26 protein-coding genes and 1 pseudogene are annotated in these 24,860 nt (G+C 72.5%); 11 read left to right on the plus strand and 16 right to left on the minus strand.

What is annotated here, in order from left to right; all coding sequences use genetic code 11:
• Positions 1-56: 56 nt before the first annotated feature.
• Both K415_RS0103360 and K415_RS0103365 read right to left on the minus strand, forming a co-directional pair.
• Positions 57-560 (minus strand): hypothetical protein, encoded by a 504-nt coding sequence (locus tag K415_RS0103360; protein ID WP_024285695.1) that lies wholly within the window; start codon positions 558-560, stop codon positions 57-59.
• 68 nt (positions 561-628) lie between these two features.
• Complete coding sequence (locus K415_RS0103365) at positions 629-2,362, minus strand: serine/threonine-protein kinase (protein WP_024285696.1); 1,734 nt, start codon at positions 2,360-2,362, stop codon at positions 629-631.
• A gap of 102 nt (positions 2,363-2,464) precedes the next feature.
• Here K415_RS0103365 and K415_RS0103370 point away from each other — a divergent pair, with 102 nt between their 5' ends.
• The 4 genes from K415_RS0103370 to K415_RS0103385 all read left to right on the plus strand — a co-directional run bounded on the left by K415_RS0103370 (position 2,465) and on the right by K415_RS0103385 (position 7,550).
• Positions 2,465-4,123: a trehalose-6-phosphate synthase gene (locus K415_RS0103370; protein WP_024285697.1), complete on the plus strand. Its 1,659-nt coding sequence runs from the start codon at positions 2,465-2,467 to the stop codon at positions 4,121-4,123.
• Positions 4,116-4,919, plus strand: a complete 804-nt coding sequence (otsB, locus tag K415_RS0103375) for a trehalose-phosphatase (RefSeq protein ID WP_029663062.1) — start codon at positions 4,116-4,118, stop codon at positions 4,917-4,919. The genes K415_RS0103370 and otsB overlap by 8 nt, the downstream gene beginning before the upstream one ends.
• Before the next feature lie 173 nt (positions 4,920-5,092).
• Entirely contained in the window at positions 5,093-6,220 is a 1,128-nt protein-coding gene (locus tag K415_RS0103380) for an ABC transporter ATP-binding protein (protein ID WP_024285698.1), read from the plus strand.
• A gap of 85 nt (positions 6,221-6,305) precedes the next feature.
• On the plus strand, positions 6,306-7,550 hold the full coding sequence (locus tag K415_RS0103385) for a DUF4032 domain-containing protein (RefSeq protein ID WP_024285699.1): 1,245 nt from the start codon (positions 6,306-6,308) through the stop codon (positions 7,548-7,550).
• A 15-nt stretch (positions 7,551-7,565) separates the two neighbouring features.
• Here the strand turns inward: K415_RS0103385 and rlmB are convergent, their stop codons facing one another.
• Both rlmB and cysS read right to left on the minus strand, forming a co-directional pair.
• Positions 7,566-8,684: a 23S rRNA (guanosine(2251)-2'-O)-methyltransferase RlmB gene (gene rlmB / locus K415_RS0103390; RefSeq protein ID WP_024285700.1), complete on the minus strand. Its 1,119-nt coding sequence runs from the start codon at positions 8,682-8,684 to the stop codon at positions 7,566-7,568.
• Entirely contained in the window at positions 8,684-10,138 is a 1,455-nt protein-coding gene (gene cysS / locus K415_RS0103395; RefSeq protein ID WP_024285701.1) for a cysteine--tRNA ligase, read from the minus strand. Before cysS ends, rlmB begins: the two co-directional genes overlap by 1 nt.
• Positions 10,139-10,239: 101 nt before the next feature.
• Between cysS and K415_RS0103400 the strand changes: the two genes are divergently transcribed.
• A complete protein-coding gene (locus K415_RS0103400; RefSeq protein ID WP_024285702.1) occupies positions 10,240-11,289 on the plus strand; it encodes an NADP-dependent oxidoreductase in 1,050 nt (349 codons plus the stop codon).
• A 64-nt stretch (positions 11,290-11,353) separates the two neighbouring features.
• Here K415_RS0103400 and K415_RS0103405 read toward each other — a convergent pair whose 3' ends face one another.
• Positions 11,354-12,046 carry a LysR substrate-binding domain-containing protein gene (locus K415_RS0103405; protein WP_255347174.1) on the minus strand — a complete coding sequence of 231 codons (693 nt, stop codon included), beginning with the start codon at positions 12,044-12,046 and terminating at the stop codon, positions 11,354-11,356.
• A 51-nt stretch (positions 12,047-12,097) separates the two neighbouring features.
• Positions 12,098-12,244 (minus strand): annotated as a pseudogene (locus K415_RS24880) (LysR family transcriptional regulator); the annotation flags it as partial.
• 114 nt (positions 12,245-12,358) lie between these two features.
• Here K415_RS24880 and K415_RS0103410 point away from each other — a divergent pair.
• The 3 genes from K415_RS0103410 to K415_RS24510 all read left to right on the plus strand — a co-directional run bounded on the left by K415_RS0103410 (position 12,359) and on the right by K415_RS24510 (position 14,414).
• Positions 12,359-13,330 (plus strand): IS481 family transposase, encoded by a 972-nt coding sequence (locus tag K415_RS0103410; RefSeq protein WP_024285704.1) that lies wholly within the window; start codon positions 12,359-12,361, stop codon positions 13,328-13,330.
• An 86-nt stretch (positions 13,331-13,416) separates the two neighbouring features.
• Positions 13,417-13,860 carry an EamA family transporter gene (locus K415_RS24505; RefSeq protein WP_231494812.1) on the plus strand — a complete coding sequence of 148 codons (444 nt, stop codon included), beginning with the start codon at positions 13,417-13,419 and terminating at the stop codon, positions 13,858-13,860.
• Positions 13,851-14,414, plus strand: coding sequence for an EamA family transporter (locus tag K415_RS24510; protein WP_231494813.1), 564 nt, complete (start codon positions 13,851-13,853; stop codon positions 14,412-14,414). Before K415_RS24505 ends, K415_RS24510 begins: the two co-directional genes overlap by 10 nt.
• On the opposite strand, the gene ispF is transcribed toward K415_RS24510, so the two are convergent.
• From ispF to K415_RS0103430, 3 genes are read right to left on the minus strand one after another with little or no spacing between them, the layout of a single operon-like run.
• The gene (ispF, locus tag K415_RS0103420; protein WP_024285705.1) at positions 14,352-14,834 is read right to left on the minus strand and encodes a 2-C-methyl-D-erythritol 2,4-cyclodiphosphate synthase; all 483 of its coding nucleotides are present in this window, start codon (positions 14,832-14,834) and stop codon (positions 14,352-14,354) included. The genes K415_RS24510 and ispF overlap by 63 nt on opposite strands.
• Positions 14,831-15,532 carry a 2-C-methyl-D-erythritol 4-phosphate cytidylyltransferase gene (ispD, locus tag K415_RS0103425; RefSeq protein WP_024285706.1) on the minus strand — a complete coding sequence of 234 codons (702 nt, stop codon included), beginning with the start codon at positions 15,530-15,532 and terminating at the stop codon, positions 14,831-14,833. Before ispD ends, ispF begins: the two co-directional genes overlap by 4 nt.
• A 24-nt stretch (positions 15,533-15,556) precedes the next feature.
• Complete coding sequence (locus K415_RS0103430; protein WP_024285707.1) at positions 15,557-16,039, minus strand: CarD family transcriptional regulator; 483 nt, start codon at positions 16,037-16,039, stop codon at positions 15,557-15,559.
• A 171-nt stretch (positions 16,040-16,210) separates the two neighbouring features.
• On the opposite strand from K415_RS0103430, the gene K415_RS0103435 reads away from it, so the two are divergent.
• Entirely contained in the window at positions 16,211-16,717 is a 507-nt protein-coding gene (locus K415_RS0103435) for a hypothetical protein (protein WP_024285708.1), read from the plus strand.
• A gap of 72 nt (positions 16,718-16,789) precedes the next feature.
• Here K415_RS0103435 and pstB read toward each other — a convergent pair whose 3' ends face one another.
• From pstB to K415_RS0103465, 6 genes are all read right to left on the minus strand, one after another.
• On the minus strand, positions 16,790-17,554 hold the full coding sequence (gene pstB / locus K415_RS0103440) for a phosphate ABC transporter ATP-binding protein PstB (protein ID WP_197024772.1): 765 nt from the start codon (positions 17,552-17,554) through the stop codon (positions 16,790-16,792).
• Between the two features lie 145 nt (positions 17,555-17,699).
• Positions 17,700-18,605, minus strand: a complete 906-nt coding sequence (pstA, locus tag K415_RS0103445) for a phosphate ABC transporter permease PstA (RefSeq protein ID WP_024285710.1) — start codon at positions 18,603-18,605, stop codon at positions 17,700-17,702.
• A complete protein-coding gene (pstC, locus tag K415_RS0103450; RefSeq protein WP_024285711.1) occupies positions 18,605-19,579 on the minus strand; it encodes a phosphate ABC transporter permease subunit PstC in 975 nt (324 codons plus the stop codon). The genes pstA and pstC overlap by 1 nt, the downstream gene beginning before the upstream one ends.
• Before the next feature lie 58 nt (positions 19,580-19,637).
• The gene (locus tag K415_RS0103455) at positions 19,638-20,615 is read right to left on the minus strand and encodes a PstS family phosphate ABC transporter substrate-binding protein (RefSeq protein WP_024285712.1); all 978 of its coding nucleotides are present in this window, start codon (positions 20,613-20,615) and stop codon (positions 19,638-19,640) included.
• Positions 20,616-20,778: 163 nt separating this feature from the next.
• A complete protein-coding gene (locus tag K415_RS0103460; protein ID WP_024285713.1) occupies positions 20,779-21,465 on the minus strand; it encodes a response regulator transcription factor in 687 nt (228 codons plus the stop codon).
• Positions 21,462-22,643: an ATP-binding protein gene (locus K415_RS0103465; protein ID WP_024285714.1), complete on the minus strand. Its 1,182-nt coding sequence runs from the start codon at positions 22,641-22,643 to the stop codon at positions 21,462-21,464. The genes K415_RS0103460 and K415_RS0103465 overlap by 4 nt, the downstream gene beginning before the upstream one ends.
• Positions 22,644-22,790: 147 nt before the next feature.
• On the opposite strand from K415_RS0103465, the gene phoU reads away from it, so the two are divergent.
• Positions 22,791-23,453, plus strand: coding sequence for a phosphate signaling complex protein PhoU (gene phoU / locus K415_RS0103470; protein ID WP_024285715.1), 663 nt, complete (start codon positions 22,791-22,793; stop codon positions 23,451-23,453).
• Between the two features lie 64 nt (positions 23,454-23,517).
• A complete protein-coding gene (locus K415_RS0103475) occupies positions 23,518-23,931 on the plus strand; it encodes a VOC family protein (RefSeq protein WP_024285716.1) in 414 nt (137 codons plus the stop codon).
• A gap of 102 nt (positions 23,932-24,033) precedes the next feature.
• Here K415_RS0103475 and K415_RS0103480 read toward each other — a convergent pair whose 3' ends face one another.
• Positions 24,034-24,774 carry a phosphoglyceromutase gene (locus K415_RS0103480; RefSeq protein ID WP_024285717.1) on the minus strand — a complete coding sequence of 247 codons (741 nt, stop codon included), beginning with the start codon at positions 24,772-24,774 and terminating at the stop codon, positions 24,034-24,036.
• Between the last annotated feature and the right edge of the window lie 86 nt (positions 24,775-24,860).

Raw genomic sequence — 24,860 nt, forward strand, 5'->3', positions numbered from 1 at the left:
AGGAACTCCTCGGGTCGACTGGGCGCGCGGGGGCACCGGCCCACCGCGCAGCGGGTTCAGACGAACAGGAGCTCTGGTGGACCGCGTCGCCACGGGACCTCGAGACCGAGGCGTCCAGCGACCCGGGACCACGTCGAGACCAGGAGAGCGGGCGCGCGGCGGACGACCTGCACGCGGCCACGGGGCAGTCGCGGCAGGACGGCGGCCAGGACGGCTGCGGCGGCGCGCACGAGCGTGCGCACCCGGGCCAGCAGACCGAGCCCGAGGACGACTCCCGCGACGTGGGCGAGCAGGGCAGGCAGGGCCACCAGGACCACGACACCCATGACCTGCCGGCTGTCGCCCCCGACGGCCAGCGTCCCCGTCGGGCAGACGACGTCAGCGCGGAGCAGGGCGAGCCGGAGCCCGAGCCAGCCGGCGGCGCCATCCCCCGGCACGCACTGCTGCACGGTGAGCGCACCCTGGCGGGAGAGCAGCGCAGCACCCGCGACGAGAGTCGCCAACGCGACGGCCACCGGGGCGAGCAGCAGCCCCGGACGGCGCTGACGCGGGCTGGCCATGCGCACACGATACGCGGCGGCACCGATTTCTGACCGGGACGGACCCGCGCACGGTGCCGCGGTGACGTTCACCGCAGGTCGGGCGGACCGGGCAGGGGCCACCAGACGGTGCCGTGACCGAGCACGACGAAGGTCAGCAGCACCCCGGCCGCGGCGAGGGCCACCAGGATCAGCGCGGCCGCGCCCGCTCGGCCCGGGGCGACAGCGGCGAGCGTCCAGCGCGTACCGACGCGGGTGCTGCGGCTCATCGGGCCGAACCACAGGCTCAGCACGCCGGCGAGAACCGCGACGGCGAGAAGGGCCGGGGTGACCCATGCGGCGTTGCCGGCCAGCTCGCCCGCGCGTTCGCCGACGGCGGGCTCCGCGACCAGCACCCGTCCGGAGTCGATGAGCCACCAGCCGACCCCGCCCGCGACGACCACGACGCTGGCGCCGACGAGTGCGGAGGGCAGGCAGCCGACGACGGCCCGCAGCAGGTACCAGGGCCAGCCGACGACGGCCCGTGCGACATCGCCGCGGCCCGGCCCGCGCCGTGCCCGGCGAGCCTGCACGCCGGAGACCGCCAGGCCGACGCTGCGCACGAGCACCGCAAGGGCGACCGCGGCCAGGAGCGCGATGCCGGGCCGGAGGGCGCCCGCCGCGACGACCGCCGCGCCGAGCGCCAGGACGGTCCCCACCCGACGGCGCGGCTCGGGCGGGACGTCCTGCGACTCCCCCTCGTCGTCCTCGTCGTCCTCGTCGTCGGCGAGATCGTCGTCCTCGTACCCCTCGTCCTCGTATGCCTCGTCCTCCTGGTACGGACCCTCGCCCGAACCACCCACCGCGTCCGGTGCGCCTGCCGCAGCATCGACCGGGGCCGCGGCGGCGAGCGGCATGACCCGGGTGCCACCGGCACCTGGCGCTCCTGGCGGACCGGTGACCTGGGTGCCCTCCCCGTCGGCGAGCAGCTGCGTCACCGGCTCGTCCGCCGCGAGGTCCGGCTCGAGGTCCGGCTCGCCGGCTGCGGCGAGCCGGAGCTCGGCGACCACCTGCTCCGGGCTCGGACGCCGCCACGGGTCCACCGCGAGCGCCGAGCGCAGAGCGGCGGTCGTCCGCCGGTCCAGCCCGGACAGGTCCGCCTCGCCGGTCTGCACGCGGGTCAGGACGGTCTGCAGCGGCCGGGTGCCGAACGGTGGCCGACCGGTCGCGGCGAAGGCGAGCAGCGCCGCCCAGCCCCACCAGTCGCCGGCCTCGGACGGCTCGCCGCCCTCGAGCAGCTCGGGCGACAGGTAGCCGGGCGTACCGACGACGAGCCCGGTCGACGTCACCCGGGCGTCCTCGGCCGCCTGCGCGATCCCGAAGTCGATCAGGACGGGCCCGCGGTCGGTCACCAGCACGTTGCCCGGCGTGAGGTCGCGGTGCAGCACCCCGGCGTCGTGCACCAGCTCGAGCGCCGCCCGCAGCTTCTCGGCGAGGTCCGCGAGCTCGACGGAGCCCATCGACCCGTGCGAGCGCACCCAGGCGGCCAGGTCCTCACCGTCGACCAGCTCGGTCACGACGAACGCCTCGGCCGAGTCGATCTCGGCGTCGAGCACCCGGGCCACCGCAGGGTGCCGGACCCGCTGGAGGTTCGCGACCTCGCGGGACAGCCGCTCGCGCGCATCCGGGTCGGCGCCGAGGTGGGGGTGCAGCAGCTTGAGGGCGACGACGACGCCTTCGCCGTCGACCGCCCGGTAGACGGCACCCATGCCGCCCTGCCCCAGCGGGCCGAGGATGCGGTAGCCACCGATCTCGGTTCCGGGGACGACGCCGATGCGCTCCATGCCGTCACGCTAGCCGCCGCCGACCGGGCAGGACGCGGCACGCGCCGAGCGGCCCGCCACCCACACCGATAGCCTCGAGGTTGATCCGAAGGAGCTGATCCAGTGACGGACGCGGCGTACCAGCTGGTCGTGGTGTCGAACCGCCTGCCGGTCGACCTCACGGTCGCGGAGGACGGCAGCGAGAGCTGGCAGCGCTCCCCCGGTGGCCTGGTCAGCGCGCTCGAGCCCGTGATGCAGGCGGCCGACGGCGCCTGGGTGGGCTGGTCGGGCACGGCCGACGTCACGGCCGAGCCGTTCGAGGCCGACGGCATGCGCCTGGTCCCGGTGCTCCTGACCGCCGAGGAGGTCGCCGACTACTACGAGGGCTTCTCGAACGACACCCTGTGGCCGCTGTGCCACGACGTGATCAGCCCGCCGGAGTTCCACCGGCACTGGTGGGACGCGTACCAGCGGGTCAACCGGCGCTTCGCCGAGGCGGCGGCGGCTCAGGCTGCACCGGGCGGCGTGGTCTGGGTGCACGACTACCAGCTGCAGCTCGTGCCGGCGATGCTCCGCGAGCTGCGCCCCGACGTACGGATCGGCTACTTCCACCACATCCCCTTCCCGCCGCTGGAGATCTTCGCCCAGCTGCCGTGGCGGCGGCAGGTCGTCGAGGGTCTGCTCGGCGCGGACCTGATCGGGTTCCAGCGCACCGGTGACGCGGCGAACTTCGTCCGCGTCGTGCGGCGGCTGACCGACCTGGCGACGCGCGGGCAGATCATCTCCGTCCCGGTCGGGCCGACCGGGCCCGGAGCGACGGTCGTCGGCGCCCGGGCGCACCGGCACGCGACGCGTGGCGGTGCGCACCACCACGGTCACGGCATCCGCCACGTCCGGGCCGCGGCGTTCCCCATCTCCATCGACTCGGCCGGCTTCGACGCGATGGCCCGCACCGAGGAGGTCAAGGCCCGTGCCCGGGAGATCCGGACGAACCTCGGCGACCCCGCCGTCCTGCTGCTCGGGGTGGACCGACTCGACTACACCAAGGGGATCCGGCACCGGATCAAGGCCTACGGTGAGCTGCTCGCCGAGGGGCGCCTGCAGGTCCCGGACGCCGCGCTGGTGCAGGTCGCCAGCCCGAGCCGGGAGAACGTCGAGGCCTACCAGCAGCTGCGTGACGAGCTCGAGACCCTGGTCGGTCGGATCAACGGCGAGCACGGTCACATCGGGTCGGCGGCCATCTACTACATGCACCACTCCTACCCGCCGCAGGAGATGGCAGCCCTCTACCTCGCGGCCGACGTGATGCTCGTGACCGCCCTGCGCGACGGCATGAACCTGGTCGCCAAGGAGTTCGTCGCGGCGTGCACCGACGACCACGGGGTGCTGGTCCTCAGCGAGTTCACCGGCGCGGCCGACGAGCTGTCCGGCGCGCTGCTGATCAACCCGCACGACATCGACGGGATGAAGGACACCATCGAGCGCGCCGTGCGGATGGACCGTCCCGAGATGCGTCGGCGGATGCGCAGGCTGCGCCGCCGCGTGCTCGAGGACGACGTCGCCAAGTGGTCGCGCGGCTTCCTCGCGGCGCTCGCGGACCTGCCGGACGACGGCCACCTGACGCATGCGGTGCACGACGAGCGCGACGGGCACGACCGCCGCGACGACCTGACCGCACGCGACGGGCGCGACGGGCAGACGGCGCACGACGACCACGACGGGCAGGCCGCTCGCGGCGAGGACGCCGCGCACGCGGCGCAGGGCGGGACCGACCATGGCTGACTCCCCGGACCCGGCAGCCGACCCCACCCTGGACGCGGCGCTCGGCGCGCTGGCCGACCACGTGCGTGGCGGCGGCACCGCACTGGTCGCGCTGGACTTCGACGGCGCGCTCGCACCGCTGGGGGACGACCCGGCGGCGAGCCGCGCGCTGCCGTCGGCGGTCCGGGCGATCGCCGCCCTTGCCGCGAACCCCGGCATCCACCTCGCCCTGGTCTCCGGCCGGACGATCGACGACCTCGCGGACAAGGCGGAGGTGCCCGACGGGACGGTTCTGGTCGGCAGCCACGGTGCCGAACGTGGTCTCTGGGCAGACGGCGGGCTGCAGCGGTCGGACCTCGTGCTCGACGATGCGTCGTCGGCCCTGCGGGCCCGCATCGGCGCCGAGCTCGACGCCGCCGTCGGCCAGACGTCCGGTGGCGCCCGGGTCGAGCACAAGCCGGCGTCCGTCGTCCTGCACACCCGCACCGCGACGCCGCAGGAGGCTGCCCGGCTCACCGCGCACGCGCTGGCCGTCGGGGACCGCGACGGCGTCGACACGATGCGCGGCAAGGACGTGGTCGAGCTGTCCGTCCTGCAGGTGACCAAGGGCGACGCCCTCGCCGACCTGCGCCGCGACCTCGCGGTCGGCGTCCTGCTCTATGCGGGCGACGACGTCACGGACGAGCGCGCGTTCGCCGCCCTGCGGCCCGACGACGTCACGATCCGGGTCGGTCCGGGGCCCACGGCCGCCCGCTTCCGGGTGCCCGATCCGCACGGGCTCGCGGCCGCGCTGACCAGGCTCGCCGCCCTGGTGTGAGCCGGAGGGACCCTTGTGTGGGCCGGAGCGATGTGTGGCAAGATGACCTCGTCGCACGGATGAGGCTGGTCAGACCTGACCGCAGCATCCGTGCCGGTGTCACAGAGGACACCTGACACTCCCATTCACAACGGATCGTCCGGCACGTACCTGCCGGTGGAGGGATCAGCACCATGGCAACTGTCACGTTCGACAAGGCAACTCGTACCTACCCGGGGACCGAACGTCCCGCGGTCGACCAGCTCGACCTGCACGTCGAGGACGGCGAGTTCCTCGTCCTCGTCGGCCCCTCGGGTTGTGGCAAGTCCACCTCGCTCCGCATGCTGGCGGGCCTCGAGGACGTCAACTCCGGCCGCATCCTGATCGGCGACCGCGACGTCACCGACGTCCAGCCCAAGGACCGGGACATCGCCATGGTGTTCCAGAACTACGCGCTGTACCCGCACATGTCGGTTGCGGACAACATGGGCTTCGCGCTGAAGATCGCCGGCACGCCCAAGGCCGACATCCGCAAGCGCGTCGAGGAAGCCGCCAAGATCCTCGACCTGTCCGAGTACCTGGACCGCAAGCCGAAGGCCCTCTCCGGTGGCCAGCGTCAGCGTGTCGCGATGGGCCGTGCGATCGTCCGCCAGCCCCAGGTGTTCCTCATGGACGAGCCGCTGTCGAACCTCGACGCCAAGCTCCGGGTCCAGACGCGCACCCAGATCGCCTCCCTGCAGCGCCGCCTCGGCGTCACGACGGTCTACGTCACCCACGACCAGACCGAGGCCCTGACCATGGGCGACCGGATCGCGGTCCTCAAGGACGGCCTCCTGCAGCAGGTCGGCACGCCGCGCGACATGTACGACACCCCGACGAACGTGTTCGTCGCCGGCTTCATCGGCTCGCCTGCGATGAACATCGGCTCGTTCCAGGTCGTCGAGGGCGCCGCACAGCTCGGCCAGACCCGCATCCCGCTCGAGCGCAGCGTCATCGCGAAGATCGCCCCCGAGGACAAGGGCCACATCGTCATCGGCTTCCGTCCCGAGTCGCTCGACGTGGTCACGCAGGCGAACGAGGGCGCCATCCCGATCAAGGTCCTCCTCGTCGAGGAGCTCGGCTCCGACGCGTTCGTCTACGGCGAGCTCGCCGGTGCCGGCGCAGCGGCCAAGGAGATCCACTCGGGTGCCGGTGAGGCTCAGATCATCGTGCGCGTCGACCCGCGTCAGGTGCCACAGAAGGGCGAGACGGTCTGGGCAGCGATCCGGCCCGGCGAGCGTCACGTCTTCTCGGCCTCGACCGGCAACCGCATCGACGTCTGACCTGCACGGTCCGACCGACGTTCGGTCGAGAGGGCGGGACGGCCATGTGCCGTCCCGCCCTCTCGCACTTGTGAAGGAGCACGCGATGCCACAGTCGCTGCAGATCACGGCCGCTGCGCCCGATCCGGCCCTGCTCGACCTGCCCTGGCACATCCCGCTCGAGGACTGGCCGGCCGAGAACCTCGCCGCGCTGCCACGAGGCATCTCCCGGCACGTCGTGCGCTTCGTCAAGCTCTCCGGCCGGGTCATCGCGGTCAAGGAGATCGGCGAGTCCGTCGCCTACCGCGAGTACGAGCTGCTGCGCGCCCTGGGGCGCCTCGACGTGCCGAGCGTCGTGCCGGTCGGTGTGATCACCGGCCGCCGCAGCCCCGACGGCGAGCGGCTCGAGGCGGTGCTGATCACCCAGCACCTGCAGTTCTCGCTGCCGTACCGCGCGCTGTTCAGCCAGGTGCTGCAGCCGGACACCACCGGGCGCCTGATCGACGCGCTCGCCGTGCTCCTGGTGCGGCTGCACCTGACCGGCTTCTACTGGGGTGACGTCTCGCTGTCCAACACCCTGTTCCGCCGGGACGCCGAGACCTTCGCGGCCTACCTCGTCGACGCCGAGACCGGCGACCTGCACGACCGGCTCAGCAACGGGCAGCGCAGCTACGACCTGGAGATCGCCCGGGTCAACATCATCGGCGAGCTGATGGACCTCGAGGCCGGTGAGCTGCTCGAGACCGGCGTCGACACGGTCGAGGTCGGTGCGCGTCTGGTCACGCGGTACGAGGAGCTGTGGGCGACGCTGACCGACGCCGAGTCCTTCGGCACCGGCGAGCGGTGGCGGGTCGCGGCGCGCATCGAACGCCTCAACGAGCTCGGCTTCGACGTCGGCGAGCTCGACATCACGACCGATGTGGACGGCACGACCGTGCGGATCAAGCCCAAGGTCGTCGACGCCGGGCACCACTCGCGGCGCCTGATGCGCCTGACCGGTCTCGACGTCGAGGAGAACCAGGCCCGCCGCATGCTCAACGACCTCGACGCCTACCGCGCGGCGGCCGACCGCCAGGGCGAGGACGAGGAGTTCGCGGCCCACGACTGGCTGACGACGGTGTTCGAGCCGGCGGTGCGTGCCGTTCCCCGGGACCTCCGCGGCAAGCTCGAACCGGCCCAGATGTTCCACGAGATGCTCGACCACCGCTGGTTCATCTCCAGCGAGCAGCGACGCGACGTGCCGATGAGCGAGGCCGTGACGAGCTACGTCGACACCGTCCTGCGACACCGCCCGGACGAGAAGGCAGTCCTCGGCATCGACACGGCCATCATCCCGCGCATCAGCACGTAGGCCGGCTCAGCGCAGTCACCGCCCGCGCAGGCGCGCCACCTCGTAGAGGCTGATCCCGGCCGCGACGCCGGCGTTGAGCGACTCGACAGTCGCGCTGATCGGGATCGACGCCACGACGTCGCACGTCTCCCGGACCAGCCGACCGAGCCCCTTGCCCTCCGACCCGACGACCAGCACGACCGGCTCGGTGGCGAGCTGCAGGTCGGCCACGCTCGTGGTGCCGTCGGCGTCGAGGCCGACGACGAAGCAGCCCGCCTCGCGCAGCTCGCCGAGGGCGCGCACCAGGTTCGTGACGCGGGCGACCGGCACCCGGGCAGCCGCACCGGCCGAGACCTTCCAGGCCGAGGCCGTGACGCCGGCCGAGCGCCGCTCCGGGAGCACGACGCCGTGGGCGCCGAAGGCACCGGCCGAGCGCAGCACCGCACCGAGGTTGCGGGGGTCCGTCACACCGTCGAGGGCGACGATCAGCGCCGGCCGACCTGTCCGCTCGGCCTGCGCGAGGATCGCCTCGAGGTCGACGTACGCATACGCGGGGACCTGGATCGCGACGCCCTGGTGGACCATGCCGTCGGTGAGCCGGTCCAGCTCGGGCTTGGTCACCTCGAGCAGCGGCAGGCGACGGTCCGTCGCGAGCTTGAGGATCTCCCGGACCCGCTCGTCGGAGTCCATCCGGTGACCGACCCAGACCGCCGAGCAGGGGACACCCGCGCGCAGCGCCTCGACGACGGAGTTGCGCCCCGACACGATCTCGGGGCCACCGGCGGCGGCCTTCGCGCCGCGACCGCCCGGCGCCCTGCCACCCCCGGGTGTCCGGCCGCCGGCGCTCGGACGGGAGCCGCCGGTCGGACGACCGGTCCGTCGCGGACCGTCGGAGAAGCCGCCGGCCCGTCGCGGACCGTCGGTCGAGCCGCCGGGGGTCTTCGCGTAGGCCGCCCGGGGCTTGCCCTCAGCCTTCTCGAGCTTCTCCTGGGCCACCTTGCGCTTGGCGGCCACGTGGTACGGCCGGTCCTCGGCCTTGGGCGTCGGTCCCCGGCCCTCGAGGGCGCGTCGTCCCTTGCCCCCGGTGCCCGCCGTCGCGGTCTTCTTCGATCCGGCCTTGCGCGTGGCGCCGCGGCGCTGCGAGTTGCCTGCCATCAGTCCTCCTGGTCCTGGGCGAGCGACCAGCGGGCACCCGTCGGTGAGTCCTCCACGACGACGCCCGCCGCCGTAAGCCTGTCACGTACTGCGTCCGCGGTCGCCCAGTCCTTGGCCGCGCGCGCCGTCGCCCGGGCGTCGAGCTCCGCCCGCACGAGTGCGTCCAGTGCGCTCTCGGCCCGTGAGCCGCCCGCCTGGGTCTGCCACCGTTCGGGGTCGAGGCCGAGCACGTCGAGCATCGCGCGCACCGCGAGGAGCTCGGTCCGGACGTCGGCCTGCGTCCCCTCGGCCAGGGCGATGTTGCCCACGTGCAGGCGCTCGTGCACGACGGCGAGTGCCGCCGGCACGTTCAGGTCGTCGTCCATCGCGGCGGTGAACTGCGCCGGCAGCGGCGCGGCGGCCACCTCGCCGAGGTCGATCGGGTCGCCGCTCGCCGCGACCCGCTCGGTCGCCCGGCGGACGAAGCCCGCAAGCCTGGTCCAGGTCGCCTCCGCCTCCTGCAGGGTGTCGGCCGCGTACTCGAGCATCGAGCGGTAGTGCACGGCCGTGAGCGCATAGCGCAGCACGACCGGCCGGGTGCTCTCGAGGATCGTCGCCACCATGAGCGAGTTGCCGAGCGACTTGCTCATCTTCGCGCCGCTCTGGGTGACCCAGGCGCTGTGCATCCAGAGCTGGGCGAAGCCGCTGCCGGCCGCGCGGGACTGGGCCTGCTCGTTCTCGTGGTGCGGGAAGCGCAGGTCGAGACCGCCGCCGTGGATGTCGAAGGTGTCACCGAGGTAGCGCTCGGCCATCGCCGAGCACTCCAGGTGCCAGCCGGGCCGCCCCCGACCGAACGGCGTGGGCCAGGACGCCGTGTCGGGATCGGTGGCCCGGGGCGCCTTCCACAGGGCGAAGTCCCGGAGATCGCGCTTGACCACGGCCGTCCCGGAGTCCTCCTCCTCGGCCTCGTCGGCTGCCGGGGGGAGGTCGTCCGGCCGCTGGTTGGTCAGCGCGCCGTACTCGGCGAACGAGCGGACGTCGAACCACACGTCCCCCTCACCGGTGGCGTAGGCGTGACCACGCTCGACCAACCGCTCCATGAGCTGGACCATGTCGGGGACGTGCGCGGTCGCGCGGGGCTCGTAGGTCGGCGGCAGCACGCCGAGCACGTCGTACGCCGCGGTGAAGTCCCGCTCGTGCCGCTGCGCCCAGGCCCACCACGGCACGCCGGCCGCGGCCGACCTGGTCAGGATCTTGTCGTCGATGTCGGTGACGTTACGGATCAGCGTGACCCGGTACCCGCTGCGCCGCAGCCAGCGGACCAGGATGTCGAAGGCCAGGGCCATCCGCATGTGCCCGATGTGCGGGGGCGCCTGCACCGTCGCACCGCACACGTAGATGCCGACCTCGCCTGCACGCAGCGGGACGAACTCGCGCGCACGGCGCGTCGCAGTGTCGAACAGGTGCAGGCTCACCGCGCAAGGGTACCGGCGCGGCCGCACCGCTGCTGTCGGCCGCCGTCGGCCGATCGGTGCGGGCCCTGGACCTTCGGCACGGCGCGGGACATGATCGGGGTATGGCTCGGGTAGTGGTGGCAACGGCGTACGGCGGACCTGAGGTCCTGCACCTGATCGACGTCGACCCGGGCCCACCCGGTCCTGGCCAGGTGCTCCTCGAGGTCCGGGCTGCCGGCGTCAACCCGGCGGACTGGAAGCGGTACTCGGGCGCGTGGGGCACGGACCCGGCGAAGCTGCCGATGCGGCTCGGCTTCGAGGCTTCCGGCGTGGTGCGCGCGGTCGGTCCCGGTGTCGCGGACGTCTCGGTCGGCGACGAGGTCATCGCCTACCCCGTGGACGGCGCATACGCCGAGCAGGTCCTGGTGCCGGCGACCTCGCTCGTTCCGAAGCCACCCCTGCTGTCGTGGGAGAAGGCGGCCGGTCTGCTGCTGGCCGGCGCGACCGCGGCACATGCGCTCAAGGCCACCGCGGTCGGCGCCGGCGACACCGTCCTGGTGCACGGTGCGAGTGGCGGCGTCGGTGCGATGGCGGTGCGCCTCGCCCACCTCAAGGGCGCGCGCGTGATCGGGACCGCGAGCCCCGCCAACCACGAGTACGTGCTCGACCTCGGGGCCACCCCGATCGCCTACGGGCCCGGCCTCGAGCGCCGCGTGCGTGAGGCCGCGCCGGCCGGCGTCCACGCCGTGGTCGACACCGCCGGCACGGACGAGGCCCTCGAGACCTCGATCGCGGTGGTCTCCGACCTGCGCCGGGTCGCGACGCTGGCCGGCTTCGCCCGCGGGACCCAGCTCGGTATCCAGGTGCTCGGTGGGGTGACCGCCAAGGAGATCGCCATCCGCGCGCAGGCACGGCACCGGCTCGTCGAGCTCGCGGCCGCAGGGCGGCTGGACGTCCGCATCGCCGCGAAGTACCACCTGTCCGACGCCGCCAAGGCGCACCGGCTCGGCATGGGCGGCCGGACCCCCGGGAAGATCATCCTGGTGCCGGACAGCGTGGCCGCGCGCGGCCACGAGCACGGGAGCGCGGGCAAGGCGGTCGCCGCCGACTCGGAGCCCAAGACCGACGGTCGCGGTCGGCCGGGACGGCGGCGACGCATCACTCGCCACTGACCGACCCGACCCGTCGAGGACGCTGCACGCCCGAGCCGGTCGACGTCGAGGACGCTGCACGGCCTCAGCCGGTCGCGGCGCCGCCCACCAGCGCCGCCTCAGCCCGCAGGGCGTCCAGCACCCGCCCGACGACCAGCCGCTCGGCCCGGTCCGGCCGGACGAGGGCATCGATCTCCCGGGACGCCGGGACGCCGTCGAGCGGGACGAGGCGGAAGCGGCTCCCGTCGCGGTGGTCCGCGGTGAAACGCGGCAGCAGCGAGATGCCGTGCCCGGCGGCCACGAGCGCCTCGACCACGTGGAAGTCGTTGATCCGCTGCACCACCCTGGGCGCGGCCCCGGCGCTCCGACCGATCGCGTCGAGGACGGCCGCCAGCGGGAAGCCCACGCGCACGGCGATCCACGACTCGTCCAGGAGGTCGGCCGGCCGCAGGCGCACGCGATCGGCGAGCCGGTGACCGACCGGCAACGCGACGTCGAGGGGCTCACGGAGCAGGGGGAGGACGAGCACCGAGGCTGCCCACCCGTGGGTCAGGTCCGGCCGGTGCGCCACGACGATGTCGTGATCCGCTGCCAGCGCGGGGAAGTCCTCCTGGGCGACGTCCTGGTCGTGCACCTCGACGACGATCGCGGGCTCGGCCGCGAGGCGGCGGAGCACACCAGGGAAGAGCATCTGCGCTGCGCTCTGGAACGCGGCGACGCTCACGGTGCCCGTCGGCCGCGCACGGAACACGTCGCACGCCGCCTCGGCCCGGCGCATCGCCACCGCGACGTCGACCGCGCGCTCCGCGAGCTCGGCGCCGACCGGTGTGAGCCTGAGCCCACGACCGACCCGCTCGGTCAGCGGGAGCCCGACCTCGTGCTGCAGGGCCTTGAGCTGCTGGGAGACCGCGGACGGCGTGCAGTGCAGCGCGCGGGCCGCCGCGCTCACCCCGCCGCGCTCCTGGACGGCGCGGAGGGTGGCTAGGTGTAGTTCCTCGGGACGTTGTGATCAGCGTGGCGTGAGCGGGGAGGCGAGGACCTCCGGTATCGAAGGGGTTACCAGACCGTCTTCGAACACCCGGAGGTCCTCGTGACTCACGCTAACGCCCCGTTGACCCCGACCGGCAGGTTGCGGTTGGCCAAGGTGATCGTCGAGGACGGGTGGGCGGTGCGCCGCGCAGCCGAACGGTTCCAGTGCTCCCCGGCAACAGCGAGCAAGTGGGCCAGGCGGTATCGAGCTGGGCAGCCGCTGACGGACCGGTCCTGCCGGCCGCGCCGGTCCCCGAGCCGGTGCCCGCGCCGCACGGAACGGCGGATCGTGGCGTTGCGGTTCACCCGCCGGTGGGGCCCGCACCGCATCGCCTACCACCTGCACGTCCCGCGCTCGACGGTCGGCAGGGTCCTGGCCCGCTACCAGATGCCCTTGCTGGCCCACCTGGACCAGGCCACCGGGCTCCCGGTGCGCAAGGCCGCCGCGGTCCGCTACGAGGCCAGCGCGCCCGGGGATCTGGTGCACGTGGACATCAAGAAGCTCGGCCGGATCCCCGACGGCGGCGGACACCGCGTGCTGGGCCGCCTGGCCGGCAAGAAGAACAGCCCGGGCCACGGCCGCGGTCCGGGCTATGCGTTTCTGCACCACGCCGTCGACGATCACTCCCGTCTGGCCTATTCCGAGATCCTGGCCGACGAACGCAAGGAGACCGCGGCGGGGTTCTGGAGCAGGGCCAACGCGTTCTTCGCCGGGATCGGGGTCACGGTGACCGCGGTGATGACCGACAACGGCTCCTGCTACCGGTCTCGAGCGTTCGCCGCGGCCCTCGGCGAGGGTGTCAAGCACCGGCGCACCCGCCCCTACCGGCCCCAGACCAACGGCAAGGTCGAGAGGTTCAACCGCACCCTGGCCACCGAGTGGGCCTACGCCGCCACCTACACCTCCGAGGCGGCCCGCGCCGCGACCTACGATGCCTGGCTGCACCACTACAACCACCACCGACCCCACACCGGCATCGGCGGCGCCGTCCCCTCAGACCGCGTTCACAACCTCACGGGGAACTACAGCTAGGTGTCGATGGTCCATTCAGCAATGCTAAAGGGATAGTTCACGAACATTCGCTGGTGCTACAGCGTGGTCACCGCGAGACTCGGCAGATGGATCGCCGTGATCGAGCCCTCGCCATCCTCGTCGCGGTGTGCTGGGGGCTGAACTTCCCCGCCATCCACGTCTCGCTGGCACACTTCCCGCCGTTCTTCCTCGTGGCGCTGCGCTTCGCCGTCATCGCCGTACCGACCCTGCTGCTGGTGCCCCGCCCCCGGGTGCAGCTCCGGTGGCTCATCGGGTACGGGCTCGGCTTCGGCGTCCTGCAGTTCACGTTCCTGTACGCCGCGATGGACGCCGGCATGCCCGCCGGGCTCAGCTCGCTCGTCCTGCAGTCCTCGGCACCGTTCACCGTGGTCCTGGGCGCCGCGCTGCTCGGAGAACGGCTGACCGGCCGCCAGATGGCCGGCTCCGCCGCGGCGGTCGTGGGGCTGGCCGGCATCGCCACGCACCGCGCCGGCCTCGCCGGGGCGCCACCGCACTGCCCGTGGTCCTGACCCTGTGTGGCGGCCTCGGCTGGGCGCTCGGCAACCTGGCCTCGCGCAAGGCAGCGGCCGACAGCCCGCTCCGGCTGACGCTCTGGATGTCCGTCGTCCCGCCGATACCGATGCTCGCGCTCTCGTTCGCCCTGGACGGGCCCGCGGCGATCACGACGTCCCTGTCGACCCTCGGCACCCCGACGGCGCTCCTGGCCGTCGGTGGGCTGGCCTACACGGTCGTCGTGGCAACCCTGCTCGGCTCAGGCACCTGGACCACCCTCATGGCGCGCCACCCGTCCAGCACCGTCGCCCCGTTCTCGATGCTGGTGCCCGTGGTCGGCTTCGCCAGCTCATGGCTGCTGCTGCACGAGCAGCCGTCAGCGCTCGAGCTGGCCCTGGGTGGCCTGGTCGTCGGCGGGGTGCTGGTCGGCAGCACGCGGCCGCGAACCGCCGACGGACCCGGGCCCGGGCGACGGGATCGAGTCGGGCTCAGACCGCGCGACCGACGATCAGCCGACGATCAGCGCCGTCGCGATCGCCGCGACGCCCTCGCCCCGGCCGGTCAGGCCTAGGCCGTCCGTCGTGGTCGCGGAGACCGACACCGGCGCCCCGCAGGCCTGTGACAGGGCCTCCTGCGCCTCCGCGCGACGCGGCCCCACCGCCGGCCGGTTGCCGATCACCTGGACCGCCACGTTTCCGATCTCGAAGCCCGCCGCACGCACCAGACGCGCGGCCTCGGCCAGCAGGGCGGTTCCCGATGCGCCGGCCCACCGCGGATCGGCGGTGCCGAAGGTCGCGCCGAGATCCCCGAGCCCGGCCGCGGAGAGCAGCGCGTCGGCTGCCGCATGCGCGGCCACGTCGGCGTCGGAGTGCCCGGCGAGGCCCACCTGTCCCGGCCAGTGCAGCCCGGCCAGCCAGAGCTCACGTCCGACCGCCGGGTCCGCGAAGGCGTGCACGTCGACGCCGATGCCGGTGCGTGGCAGACCTGTCATGACGCCTCCTGGCCGAGCAGCACCTCGGCGACCGCCAGGTCCAGCGCGGTCGTGATCTTGAACGCGGCCGCGGCACCGGGGACGACCGTCAGGGGTTCGCCCAGGGCCGCGCACAGGGATGCGTCGTCGGTCGCGGCGGCGCGTTCGTCACCGGCACGGTGGCCTGCGGCGGCGTGCGCACGGTCGAGCAGCGCCCGGTCGAAGCCCTGAGGCGTCTGCACGACGCGCAACGTCGACCGGTCGACCGGTCGGACCTCGTGGTCGGCCACGTCGACCAGCGAGTCGGTCACCGGCAGGCACGGCACGACCGCACGTCCGCCGCCACGCACGGCGTCGACGACCTGTCCGACCAGCGACGGCGGGGTCAGGGCACGCGCGGCGTCGTGCACCAGGACGACGTCGACGTCCGGGCCGAGACCGGCCAGTGCAGCGGCGACCGAGGCCTGCCGGGTCGCACCGCCGACGACGAGGGTGACCGTGACCCCGGACAGGTCGGCCGTGCCCAGCGCGTCGGCGAAGGCGGGCCGGTGATCGGCCGGGACGGTGACGACGATCTCGTCGACAGCCCCGGACGCAGCAAGTCCCCGGGCGGCGTGGACCACGAGGGTCACGCCGGCCACGGGGACCAGGGCCTTGGGCAGGGCGTGCCCGAGCCGTCGGCCGCTTCCGGCGGCGGTCAGGATCGCGGCGACACGCACCTGCTCAGGATGCTGCAGCGGAGGTCAGGACGCGAGGACCTCGTCGAGGATGGCCTCGGCCTTCTCCTCCTCGGTGTGCTCGGCCAGGGCCAGCTCCGAGACGAGGATCTGACGAGCCTTGGCCAGCATGCGCTTCTCGCCGGCGGACAGCCCGCGGTCGGCGTCGCGACGCGACAGGTCGCGCACGACCTCGGCCACCTTGATGACGTCGCCGGAGGCGAGCTTCTCGAGGTTGGCCTTGTACCGGCGGGACCAGTTGGTCGGCTCTTCGGTGTACGGCGCACGCAGGACGTCGAAGACCTTCTCGAGACCCTCCTGCCCGACGACGTCACGCACTCCGACCAGGTCGACATTCTCGGCGGGGACCTCGATGGTCAGATCACCCTGGGCGACCTTGAGCTTGAGGTACAGCTTGTCCTCGCCGCGGATGGTCCGGGTCTTGATCTCCTCGATCAGTGCTGCGCCGTGGTGCGGATAGACAACTGTCTCGCCTACGGTGAAGGTCATGTGGAGGTGTCCCCTTTCGCGGATGCCCATCTTACCACGGCATTTGGCGCGCCCGACGGCCGTCGACGCACGTTTGCCCAGGTCAGGGGCGCAGGCTGCGACCGGGCGCCCACCGGCCGATATGGTGGGGCCACGCTTTGTGCCCTCCTCGTCGCGACCCTGGAGCTCTCAGTGGCCAGCTCGATCCGCCTTCGCCACGCACCGCACCCGTCAGCCCGCGTCCGACGCGCCGTCGTCGGGTCGATCACGATCGGCATCGCCCTGGCCGTCGGCGGGTGCTCGACGACCAACCCGATGAGCACGACCCGGAGCTACGCCGCGTCCGACGGCGTCGCCGTCGAGCTGGGCGACCTGCGGATCGGCAACCTGCTCGTGCTCAGCGCCGCGGAGGGCGGCGCCGGCACCGTGCTGGCGGCACTGTCCAACGACGGGACCGCCGACATCGTGGTGACCATCGGCCTCGCCGACGGTGTCGCCGGCTCGCCCATCGACGTGCCGGCCGGTCAGACCGTCCTGGTCGGGCCCGACGCCGCGGCGACCGTCGACCTGGACGCGGTGCCCGTAGCGCCCGGCGCTCTCGTCGACCTCACGATCACGTCGGACCAGGGCGGGACGGCCACCCGACGCGCGCCCGTGCTGGACGGTTCGCAGCCCGAGTACGCCGAGCTGGTGCCGTAGGCCGCTCGGGACGGGACACGCCCGCAGGGGCGCGCAGCAACGGGGCCGTGTAGGCCGCGGGGCAGCGTGGGCTCAGCCGAAGCGACCGGAGATGTAGTCCTCCGTGCGCTGGTCCGACGGGGTCGAGAAGATCGTGCTCGTCAGGTCGAACTCGACCAGCAGGCCGGTGCGGTCCCCGGTGCCCTCGGCAGCCTGCGCCGTGAAGAACGCCGTGCGATCGGCGACCCGCGCGGCCTGCTGCATGTTGTGGGTCACGATGACGATCGTGTAGTCCTCACGCAGCTCGATCATCAGGTCCTCGATCCGGCCCGTGGCGATCGGGTCGAGGGCCGAGCACGGCTCGTCCATCAGGATCACCTCGGGGCTGACCGCGATCGTCCGCGCGATGCACAGCCGTTGCTGCTGACCGCCGGACAGGCCGAAGGCGGACTGCTTGAGCTTGTCCTTGACCTCGTCCCACAGCGCCGCGCTGCGCAGCGACTGCTCGACGAGGTCGTCCATCGAGTCGACCTTCATCCCGGTGACCTTCGGGCCGTAGGCGACGTTCTCGTAGATCGACTTGGGGAACGGGTTGGGCTTCTGGAAGACCATGCCGATCCGGCGCCGCACCTCGATCGGGTCGACGTCCTTGGCGTAGATGTCCTGGCCGTGGTACGTGATCGACCCCTCGACCCGGGCGCCGACGATGAGGTCGTTCATCCGGTTGAGACTGCGCAGCACCGTCGACTTGCCGCAGCCGGACGGTCCGATGAGGGCCGTGATCTCGTTGCGGGCGATCGGCAGCGAGACGTCGTGCACGGCCCGGAACGACCCATAGAAGAGGTCGACCCCGGACATCTCGATCACCGGCAGGATGTCCGGCTTCGCGTGCCGCTCGGCGTGCGAGGCGGCGGAGAAGTGCACCGGGGTCGGCGTCGGCCGGCTGTCGCTCGTCATCGGCGCTCCTGGGGTGGTGGCAGCGGTCGTGGTGGGGTTCATGGTGTCACCAGCGCTTCTGGTAGCGGTTTCGGATGACGATCGCGATGGCGTTCATCAGCAGCAGCATCCCGAGCAGCACGATGATCGCTGCCGAGGCGAGCGTCTTGAACTCGACCTGCGAACGACCGGCCCAGTCGTAGATCTGGATCGGCATGGTCGTGAAGCCGGAGAACAGGCCGTCCGGGTCGTAGGTCACGAACACCAGCCCGCCGAGCAGGAGGAGGGGCGCGGCCTCGCCGAGCGCACGGGACAGGGCCAGGATCGTCCCGGTGGCGATCCCCGGGATCGCCGAGGGCAGGGTCTGGTACCAGACCGTCTTCAGCGGCGTCGCACCCAGGGCGAGCGATCCCTGCCGGATCTCCGCCGGCACCGCACGCAGCGCCTCGCGCGCCGAGATGATGACGACCGGCAGGATCAGCAGCGCCAGGGCGATGCCGCCCGCGAGCACCACGCCCCTGCGCATCCCGATCGCCAGGGCGAAGCCCGCCGTGAGCATGCCGTAGATGATGGCCGGCACGGCTGCCAGGTTCTGCAGGTTGACCTCGATCAGCCGGTTGTACCAGCGCAGCGGGTTGGCGAACTCCTCGAGGTACACGGCCGCCGCCAGGCCGAGCGGGATCGCCATCACGGCTGTCGTGCCGATGACCCAGAACGAGCCGAGGATCGCCGCCCGCGCGCCACCCGTCTCCGGGAAGATCTGCGAGGAGTAGTGGGTGAAGAGGTTGCCGTCGACGCGCGAGATGCCGTCGACGACGGCCGTGACGAGCAGCGCGAGGAGAGCGAGGATCGCGAACGCCACGACCGCCCACAGCGAGACGAGGAAGAGGATCGACGGCGCGCTGCGGTCACCGTGCCGCGCGGCCCGCAGCCGCGGCGTGTCGACGGCCACCAGGGCTCCGATGGTCGCCATCAGTAGGCCTCCCGGAATCGTCGGACGAGTCGGATGCTGATCACGTTGATGATCAGCGTCATGACGAAGAGGAGCAGGCCCACCGCGTACAACGAGTCGAAGCCCAGCGTCCCGGGGGTGCTCTCGCCGGTCGCGGTCTGGGCGATGAAGCCGGTCATCGTCTGCCCGAGCTCGGTGGCCCCGGTGACCATGCGCGGCTGGGTCCCGGCGGCGAGCGCGACGATCATCGTCTCGCCGACCGCCCGGGACAGGCCCAGGACGACCGATGCCGCGATCCCGGAGATCGCCGCGGGGACGACGACCCGCAGCGTCGTGCGCATCCGGTTCGCCCCCAGGGCGAGCGACCCCTGCCGCAGCGAGTCGGGCACGGCGCTCATCGCGTCCTCGGACAGCGAGGCGACAGTGGGGATGATCATGATGCCGAGCGCGATGCCCGCGGCGAGCACGCTGAACGTCCCGACCTCCAGGTGGAGCAGACCCTTGAGGACCGTCGGCGTGATGAAGGTCAGCGCGAAGAAGCCGTAGACGACCGAGGGGATCCCCGCGAGGAGCTCGAGCACCGGCTTGAGGACCTTGCGCACCCGCGCGGGTGCGTACTCGGAGAGGTAGACCGCGGCGCCGAGCCCGAACGGGATCGCGATGAGCAGGGCGATCGCTGTCGTCCACGCCGTGCCCGTCACGAGCGGCAGCACGCCGTAGGACTCCTGCCCGGCGAACCGCGGCGCCCAGCGCGTCCCGGTGAGGAAGTCGACGACGCTGACCTCGCGGAAGAACTCCAGCGCCGGGCTCACCAGGGCGACCACGATGCCGAGGGTGATGAGCACCGAGAGCATGGCGGCACCGAAGAGTCCTCCCATCACGACGCGTTCGCCGTTGCGGGAGGACTGCTTCTTGAGGGACGTGGGCCGCTGGACGCGGCCGGCGCGAGGTCCCGACCCGAAGGTCGGGACCTCGCGCTGGTCTGTGGTGCTCACGACGTTGCTTCTGCCTTCCGTCGGCCCTGGGGCCAGTGCTGGATCGGGAGGAGCCCGATCAGCCCAGCGCGTCGACGGCGGCGACGAGCTCGCCCGCCATCTCCTCGTTGAGCGGGATGAACTGGGCCGCCTCGGCGATCGTGCCGTCGTTCTCGGCGTAGTACTTGACGAACTCGGCGACGTACGGCTTGTCGGCGAAGGAGGCGTTGTTCACGTAGATGAACAGCGGTCGGGCCAGCGGGCTGTACGAGCCGTCGGCAGCCGTCTCGGCGCTCGGAGCGACGCAGCCGGCACCCGAGTCGATCTCGACCGCCTTGAGGCTGTCGGCGTTCTCCTCGTAGTAGGTGTAGCCGAAGTAGCCGAGGGCGTTGGGCGAGCCCTGGACGCCCTGCACGATGACGTTGTCGTCCTCGGAGGCGTTGTAGTCGGTGCGGCTCGCGCCGGTCTCCCCGCCGATCTCCTCGGTGAAGTAGTCGAACGTGCCCGAGTCCGTCCCGGGCCCGTACAGCTCGATCGGCTCGGCCGCGAACTCCGGGTTGACCTGGTCCCAGGTCATGACGGTGCCCTCCGCCTCGGGCTTCCACAGGGTCGCCAGCTCGTCAGTGGTCAGGCAGGTGAGGAAGTCGTTGTCGGCCGAGACGACGACCGTCAGCGCGTCCGTCGCGACGCGGAGCTCGGTGTACTCGATCCCGGCGTCGGCGCAGGCCTGCGCCTCCTCGTCCTTGATCGGCCGTGAGGCGTCGGAGATGTCGGTGCTGCCCTGGCAGAAGACCTCGAAGCCACCACCGGTGCCCGAGGTGGCCACCGAGACGTTGACACCGGGCTCGATCTGCTTGAACAGCTCACCGGCGGCGGCGGTCAGGGGCTGGACCGTCGAGGAGCCGTCGATCAGGACCTCGCCCGAGAGGCCCGAGGCCCCGTCGGTGGTCGTCTCGCCGTCCGGGGTGGCCGCGTCCTCGTTGGCCCCGCCACAGGCGGTCAGGGCAAGAAGCAGGAGCGCTGCGGGGGCGGCAGCGCGATACAGAGTGCGGTTCACGTGTTCGTGCCTCTCTCAGGGCCCGTCGGGGCTCGTTCCGTTCGTTGTCGTCTCGAACGCTAGAGAGCCGGTGTGAACCCGTTCCCGCCCGTTGGTGAACGCCGGATGAACAACCGCGGACGGCTTGTGGCGGCCGTCGCCCGGCGGGCTGCCCGGACCGCCGTCACTCGGCGTCGGCCAGCTTGTAGCCCAGGCCCCGGACCGTCAGCAGGCGGACGGGGTTGGCCGGGTCCGCCTCGATCTTCGCGCGGATCCGCTTCACGTGGACGTCGAGGGTCTTGGTGTCGCCCACGTAGTCGGACCCCCACACCCGGTCGATCAGCTGACCACGGGTCAGCACCCGGCCGGCGTTGCGCAGGAGCAGCTCGAGCAGCTCGAACTCCTTGAGCGGGAACGCCGTCAGCTCGCCGTCGATCTCGACCGTGTGCCGGTCCGCGTCCAGCGCGATGCCGCCGACCTGGAGGGCCTCGTCGTCCGCCGGCTCGGGCTCGGTCCGCCGGCGCAGGATCGCCCGGATCCGTGCGAGGAGCTCGCGCGAGGAGTAGGGCTTGGTCACGTAGTCGTCGGCGCCGAGCTCGAGGCCCACCACCTTGTCGATCTCGCTGTCCTTCGCCGTGAGCATGATCACCGGAACGTTCCCGCGCTGGCGGAGCTGGCGGCAGACCTCCGTCCCGCTGATCCCCGGCAGCATCAGGTCGAGCAGCACCAGGTCCGCTCCCCCGCGGTCGAACTCCGCGAGCGCCTCGGGGCCGGTGGCCGCGAGGGACACCTCGTACCCCTCCTTGCGCAGCAGGTAGGACAACGGGTCGCGGTACGACTCCTCGTCCTCGACCACGAGGATGCGCGTCATGACTCGACTCCTTCTGGGGTGTGGCGACTCGCCGGTGCCGCGGCACGGTTGGCCACATGGGCCAGGGGAAGACGGATGGTGAAGGTCGAGCCGCGTCCCGGCTCCGACCACACGACGACGTCGCCGCCGTGGTCGGCCGCGACATGCTTGACGATGCTCAGACCGAGGCCGGTGCCACCCGTGTCGCGCGACCGCGCCGGGTCCACCCGGTAGAACCGCTCGAACAGCCGCGGCTGCAGGTGGGCGGGGATGCCGATGCCCTGGTCGACGACGGCGATCTCGACGAGCCCGGCCTCGCCACGCACCTCGACCCCCACCGCGACCCGCGTCCCGGCGTCGGAGTACGCGACGGCGTTGTCGAGCAGGTTGCGCACGGCTGTCACGAGCAGGTCGTGGTTCCCCCACACCGTCGCGCCGTGTGCGCCACCGGCCTCGATCGTGATCTCCTTGCCGACCGCGGACGTCCGGGCGCGGTCGACAGCCTCGGCGACCACGCCGTCGACGTCCACCGGCCGGGCCATCCCGAGCGGGTCGGTGACCTGGAGGCGGGACAGCTCGATGATCTCCTGGACCAGACGGGACAACCGGGTCGCCTCGGTCTGGATCCGGCCGGCGAACCGTCGGACCGCCTCCGGGTCGTCGGCGGCCTGCTCGACCGTCTCGGCCAGCAACGAGAGAGCACCCACGGGTGTCTTGAGCTCGTGCGAGACGTTGACGACGAAGTCGCGGCGGATCGCCTCGATGCGCCGCGACTCGGTGCGGTCGTCGGCCAGCAGGAGCAGGTGGCGGATGCCGAGCGGGGCGACCCGGATCTGCAGCGGCATCGTGCCGGCTCCCAGCGGGCCTCGAGGGAGGTCGAGCTCCGCGTCGCGGATCTCGCCGTCGCGCGCGACACCGGCCAGGACCGATCGGACCGCCTCATGGACCACCCGGTCGTCGCGCACCAGGCCGTACGCGTGGGCCGACGCGCTGGCCCGGACCACCCGGCCGTCGGTCGACGTGACGACCGTGGCCGAGCGCAGGACGGCGAGCACCTCGAGGACGCCCTCCTCGAGCTCGGGCTCGGGTTCCGGCGGCGCGGCCAGCTGCTCCCGCTCGCTCGCCCGGAAGGCGATGGCGGCAGCGAGGCCCACCACCAGGCCGAGGAGCCCTGCGGTCAGGGCGACGAGTCCGTCGATCACGTTCTCAGAGTACGGTCGACATGAACGGCCGGTGCCGGGCTGGAGTGATCGTACGGTCGGCGTCAGGCAGATGTTCACCTGCGCGAGTGCCGTCGTTCACCTCGCGCTGCGACCGTGACCTGTCGGACGAACGGAAGGCACCTGATGCGGGACATCTTCACCGCCGAGCTCACTGCGCTCGGTGAGGACCTCACGGCCATGAGCCGGCTGGTCGAGGCGGCGATCGCCTCCGCCGGGACGGCGCTGCTGACGGCAGACCTGGCGCTGGCCGAGACCGTGATCGCCGACGACCACACCATCGACGCGGTCGAGCGCGACCTGGACGAGCGGTGCGTGCTGCTGATCGCCCAGCAGCAGCCCGTCGCCCGGGACCTGCGCGTGGTCGTCTCGGCCCTGCGGATGAGCTCGTCGCTCGAGCGGATGGGTGACCTTGCGCGGCACATCGCCGCCATCGCACGCCTGCGGTACCCGGCGACGGCGGTCCCGGCCGAGCTCGTCGGGACCTTCACCGACATGCACCAGGGCGCCATCCGGGTCGCCCAGCAGGTCACCTCGGTGCTCGAGTCCCACGACCTCGAGCTCGCCGAGGCGATCGAGCGCGACGACGACCTGCTCGATCGGCTGCACTCCGAGACCTTCGGCGCGACTCTCGGCGGGACCCATCGGCTCACCGCCCAGGAGACCGTCGACGTGACCCTCGCCGCGCGTTACTTCGAGCGCTTCGGCGACCACGGCGTGTCCATCGCGCGCCGCGTGGTGTACCTGGTGACCGGGGACTTCGCGGACGAGCGCGGCCACCCGCTCTGACCACCGGCGCGCGGCATGGCGTCCGGCGCCGGAATCGTCACGGTGCTCCCGGCGTTGCACCGGCATGACGGACCAGACGCAGGCTGCCGACGTCCGCGAGCTCCGGCTCGTGGTGACGGCGCAGGACTACGACGCAGCGGTGGCCTTCTACCGGGACGCTCTCGGGCTGCCCGAGCGGGCGGCGTACGAGAGCACCGACGGTCGGGTGACGATCCTCGAGGCCGGTCGGGCGACGCTCGAGATCGCCGACCCGGCTCAGGCCGACTTCATCGACCGGGTCGAGGTCGGCAGACGCGTCGCCGGGCACCTGCGGGTCGCCTTCGAGGTGCCCGATGCGCAGACGGCGACGGACCGGCTGCGGGCCGGCGGTGCCCGCGTGCTCGCCGAGCCGACCCGCACACCGTGGGACTCGCTCAACGCGCGGCTCGAGGCACCGGCGGGCCTTCAGCTCACGCTCTTCGAGGAGCTCGGGGACTGACCCTGGCCGGGTGCCCGGGCTCCGACCCGCCGTCGCCGCGGACGACGCGCGGCCCGTCGCCCCGAAGGGTGACGGGCCGGGCGGGCGTCTCGGGCGGGTCGGTCAGCGACCCTGGTTCGCCACAGCCTTGATCGCCTCGGCGGCGGCCTCGGGGTCGAGGTAGGTGCCGCCACGGGTCACGGGCTTGAGGGTCTCCTCGTCCAGCTCGTAGAGCAGCGGGATGCCGGTCGGGATGTTGATCCCGGCGATCGTGTCGTCGTCGATGTCGTCCAGGTACTTGACGATCGCGCGGATCGAGTTCCCGTGCGCGGCGACCAGGACGGTCTTGCGCGCCTGGAGGTCGGGGACGATGTCGCTGATCCAGTAGGGCAGCGCACGCACGAGCACATCCTTGAGGCACTCGGCCCGGACGACCGGCTCGCCGGCGTAGCGCGGGTCGGCGTCCTGCGAGAACTCCGAGCCCAGCGCGATGTCCGGCGGCGGGACGTCGTAGGACCGGCGCCAGAGCATGAACTGCTCCTCGCCGAACTCCGCGAGCGTCTGCTTCTTGTCCTTGCCCTGGAGGGCGCCGTAGTGGCGCTCGTTCAGGCGCCAGCTGCGCTTGACGGGGATCCAGTGCCGGTCCGCGACGTCGAGCGCCAGGTTCGCCGTCGTGATCGCGCGGCGCAGCAGGGAGGTGTGCACGACGTCGGGGAGCACGCCGGCGTCGGTGAGCAGGGTGCCGCCACGGGTCGCCTCGGCGACCCCCTTCTCGGACAGCGGGACGTCGACCCAGCCGGTGAACAGGTTCTTCGCGTTCCACTCGCTCTCGCCATGGCGGAGCAGCACAAGGGTGTAGGTCATGCGCCCATCCTGCCCCATCTCGAGCGGGTGACCGCAGGGACTTCGGACCCCGCAGGGCGCGTGAGCCGCCCGGGGCGGCCCGCCGG

The sequence above is a fragment of the Cellulomonas sp. KRMCY2 genome (assembly GCF_000526515.1).
GTDB lineage: Bacteria > Actinomycetota > Actinomycetes > Actinomycetales > Cellulomonadaceae > Actinotalea.

Excerpts from the sequence above, each read along its gene's own strand:
- K415_RS24505 (WP_231494812.1), top strand. The coding sequence starts at position 13,417 with ATGGATCGCCGTGATCGAGCCCTCGCCATCCTCGTCGCGGTGTGCTGG.
- pstB (WP_197024772.1), bottom strand. The coding sequence starts at position 17,554 with ATGTCCGGGGTCGACCTCTTCTATGGGTCGTTCCGGGCCGTGCACGAC.
- ispF (WP_024285705.1), bottom strand. The coding sequence starts at position 14,834 with ATGACAGGTCTGCCACGCACCGGCATCGGCGTCGACGTGCACGCCTTC.
- K415_RS0103405 (WP_255347174.1), bottom strand. The coding sequence starts at position 12,046 with ATGCGCCGGGCCGAGGCGGCGTGCGACGTGTTCCGTGCGCGGCCGACG.
- K415_RS0103460 (WP_024285713.1), bottom strand. The coding sequence starts at position 21,465 with ATGACGCGCATCCTCGTGGTCGAGGACGAGGAGTCGTACCGCGACCCG.
- K415_RS0103360 (WP_024285695.1), bottom strand. The coding sequence starts at position 560 with ATGGCCAGCCCGCGTCAGCGCCGTCCGGGGCTGCTGCTCGCCCCGGTG.
- K415_RS0103480 (WP_024285717.1), bottom strand. The coding sequence starts at position 24,774 with ATGACCTACACCCTTGTGCTGCTCCGCCATGGCGAGAGCGAGTGGAAC.
- K415_RS0103475 (WP_024285716.1), top strand. The coding sequence starts at position 23,518 with ATGACGGACCAGACGCAGGCTGCCGACGTCCGCGAGCTCCGGCTCGTG.
- phoU (WP_024285715.1), top strand. The coding sequence starts at position 22,791 with ATGCGGGACATCTTCACCGCCGAGCTCACTGCGCTCGGTGAGGACCTC.
- otsB (WP_029663062.1), top strand. The coding sequence starts at position 4,116 with ATGGCTGACTCCCCGGACCCGGCAGCCGACCCCACCCTGGACGCGGCG.
- K415_RS0103430 (WP_024285707.1), bottom strand. The coding sequence starts at position 16,039 with ATGACCTTCACCGTAGGCGAGACAGTTGTCTATCCGCACCACGGCGCA.
- rlmB (WP_024285700.1), bottom strand. The coding sequence starts at position 8,684 with ATGGCAGGCAACTCGCAGCGCCGCGGCGCCACGCGCAAGGCCGGATCG.
- K415_RS0103365 (WP_024285696.1), bottom strand. The coding sequence starts at position 2,362 with ATGGAGCGCATCGGCGTCGTCCCCGGAACCGAGATCGGTGGCTACCGC.
- K415_RS0103380 (WP_024285698.1), top strand. The coding sequence starts at position 5,093 with ATGGCAACTGTCACGTTCGACAAGGCAACTCGTACCTACCCGGGGACC.
- K415_RS0103400 (WP_024285702.1), top strand. The coding sequence starts at position 10,240 with ATGGCTCGGGTAGTGGTGGCAACGGCGTACGGCGGACCTGAGGTCCTG.
- pstA (WP_024285710.1), bottom strand. The coding sequence starts at position 18,605 with ATGGCGACCATCGGAGCCCTGGTGGCCGTCGACACGCCGCGGCTGCGG.
- K415_RS0103385 (WP_024285699.1), top strand. The coding sequence starts at position 6,306 with ATGCCACAGTCGCTGCAGATCACGGCCGCTGCGCCCGATCCGGCCCTG.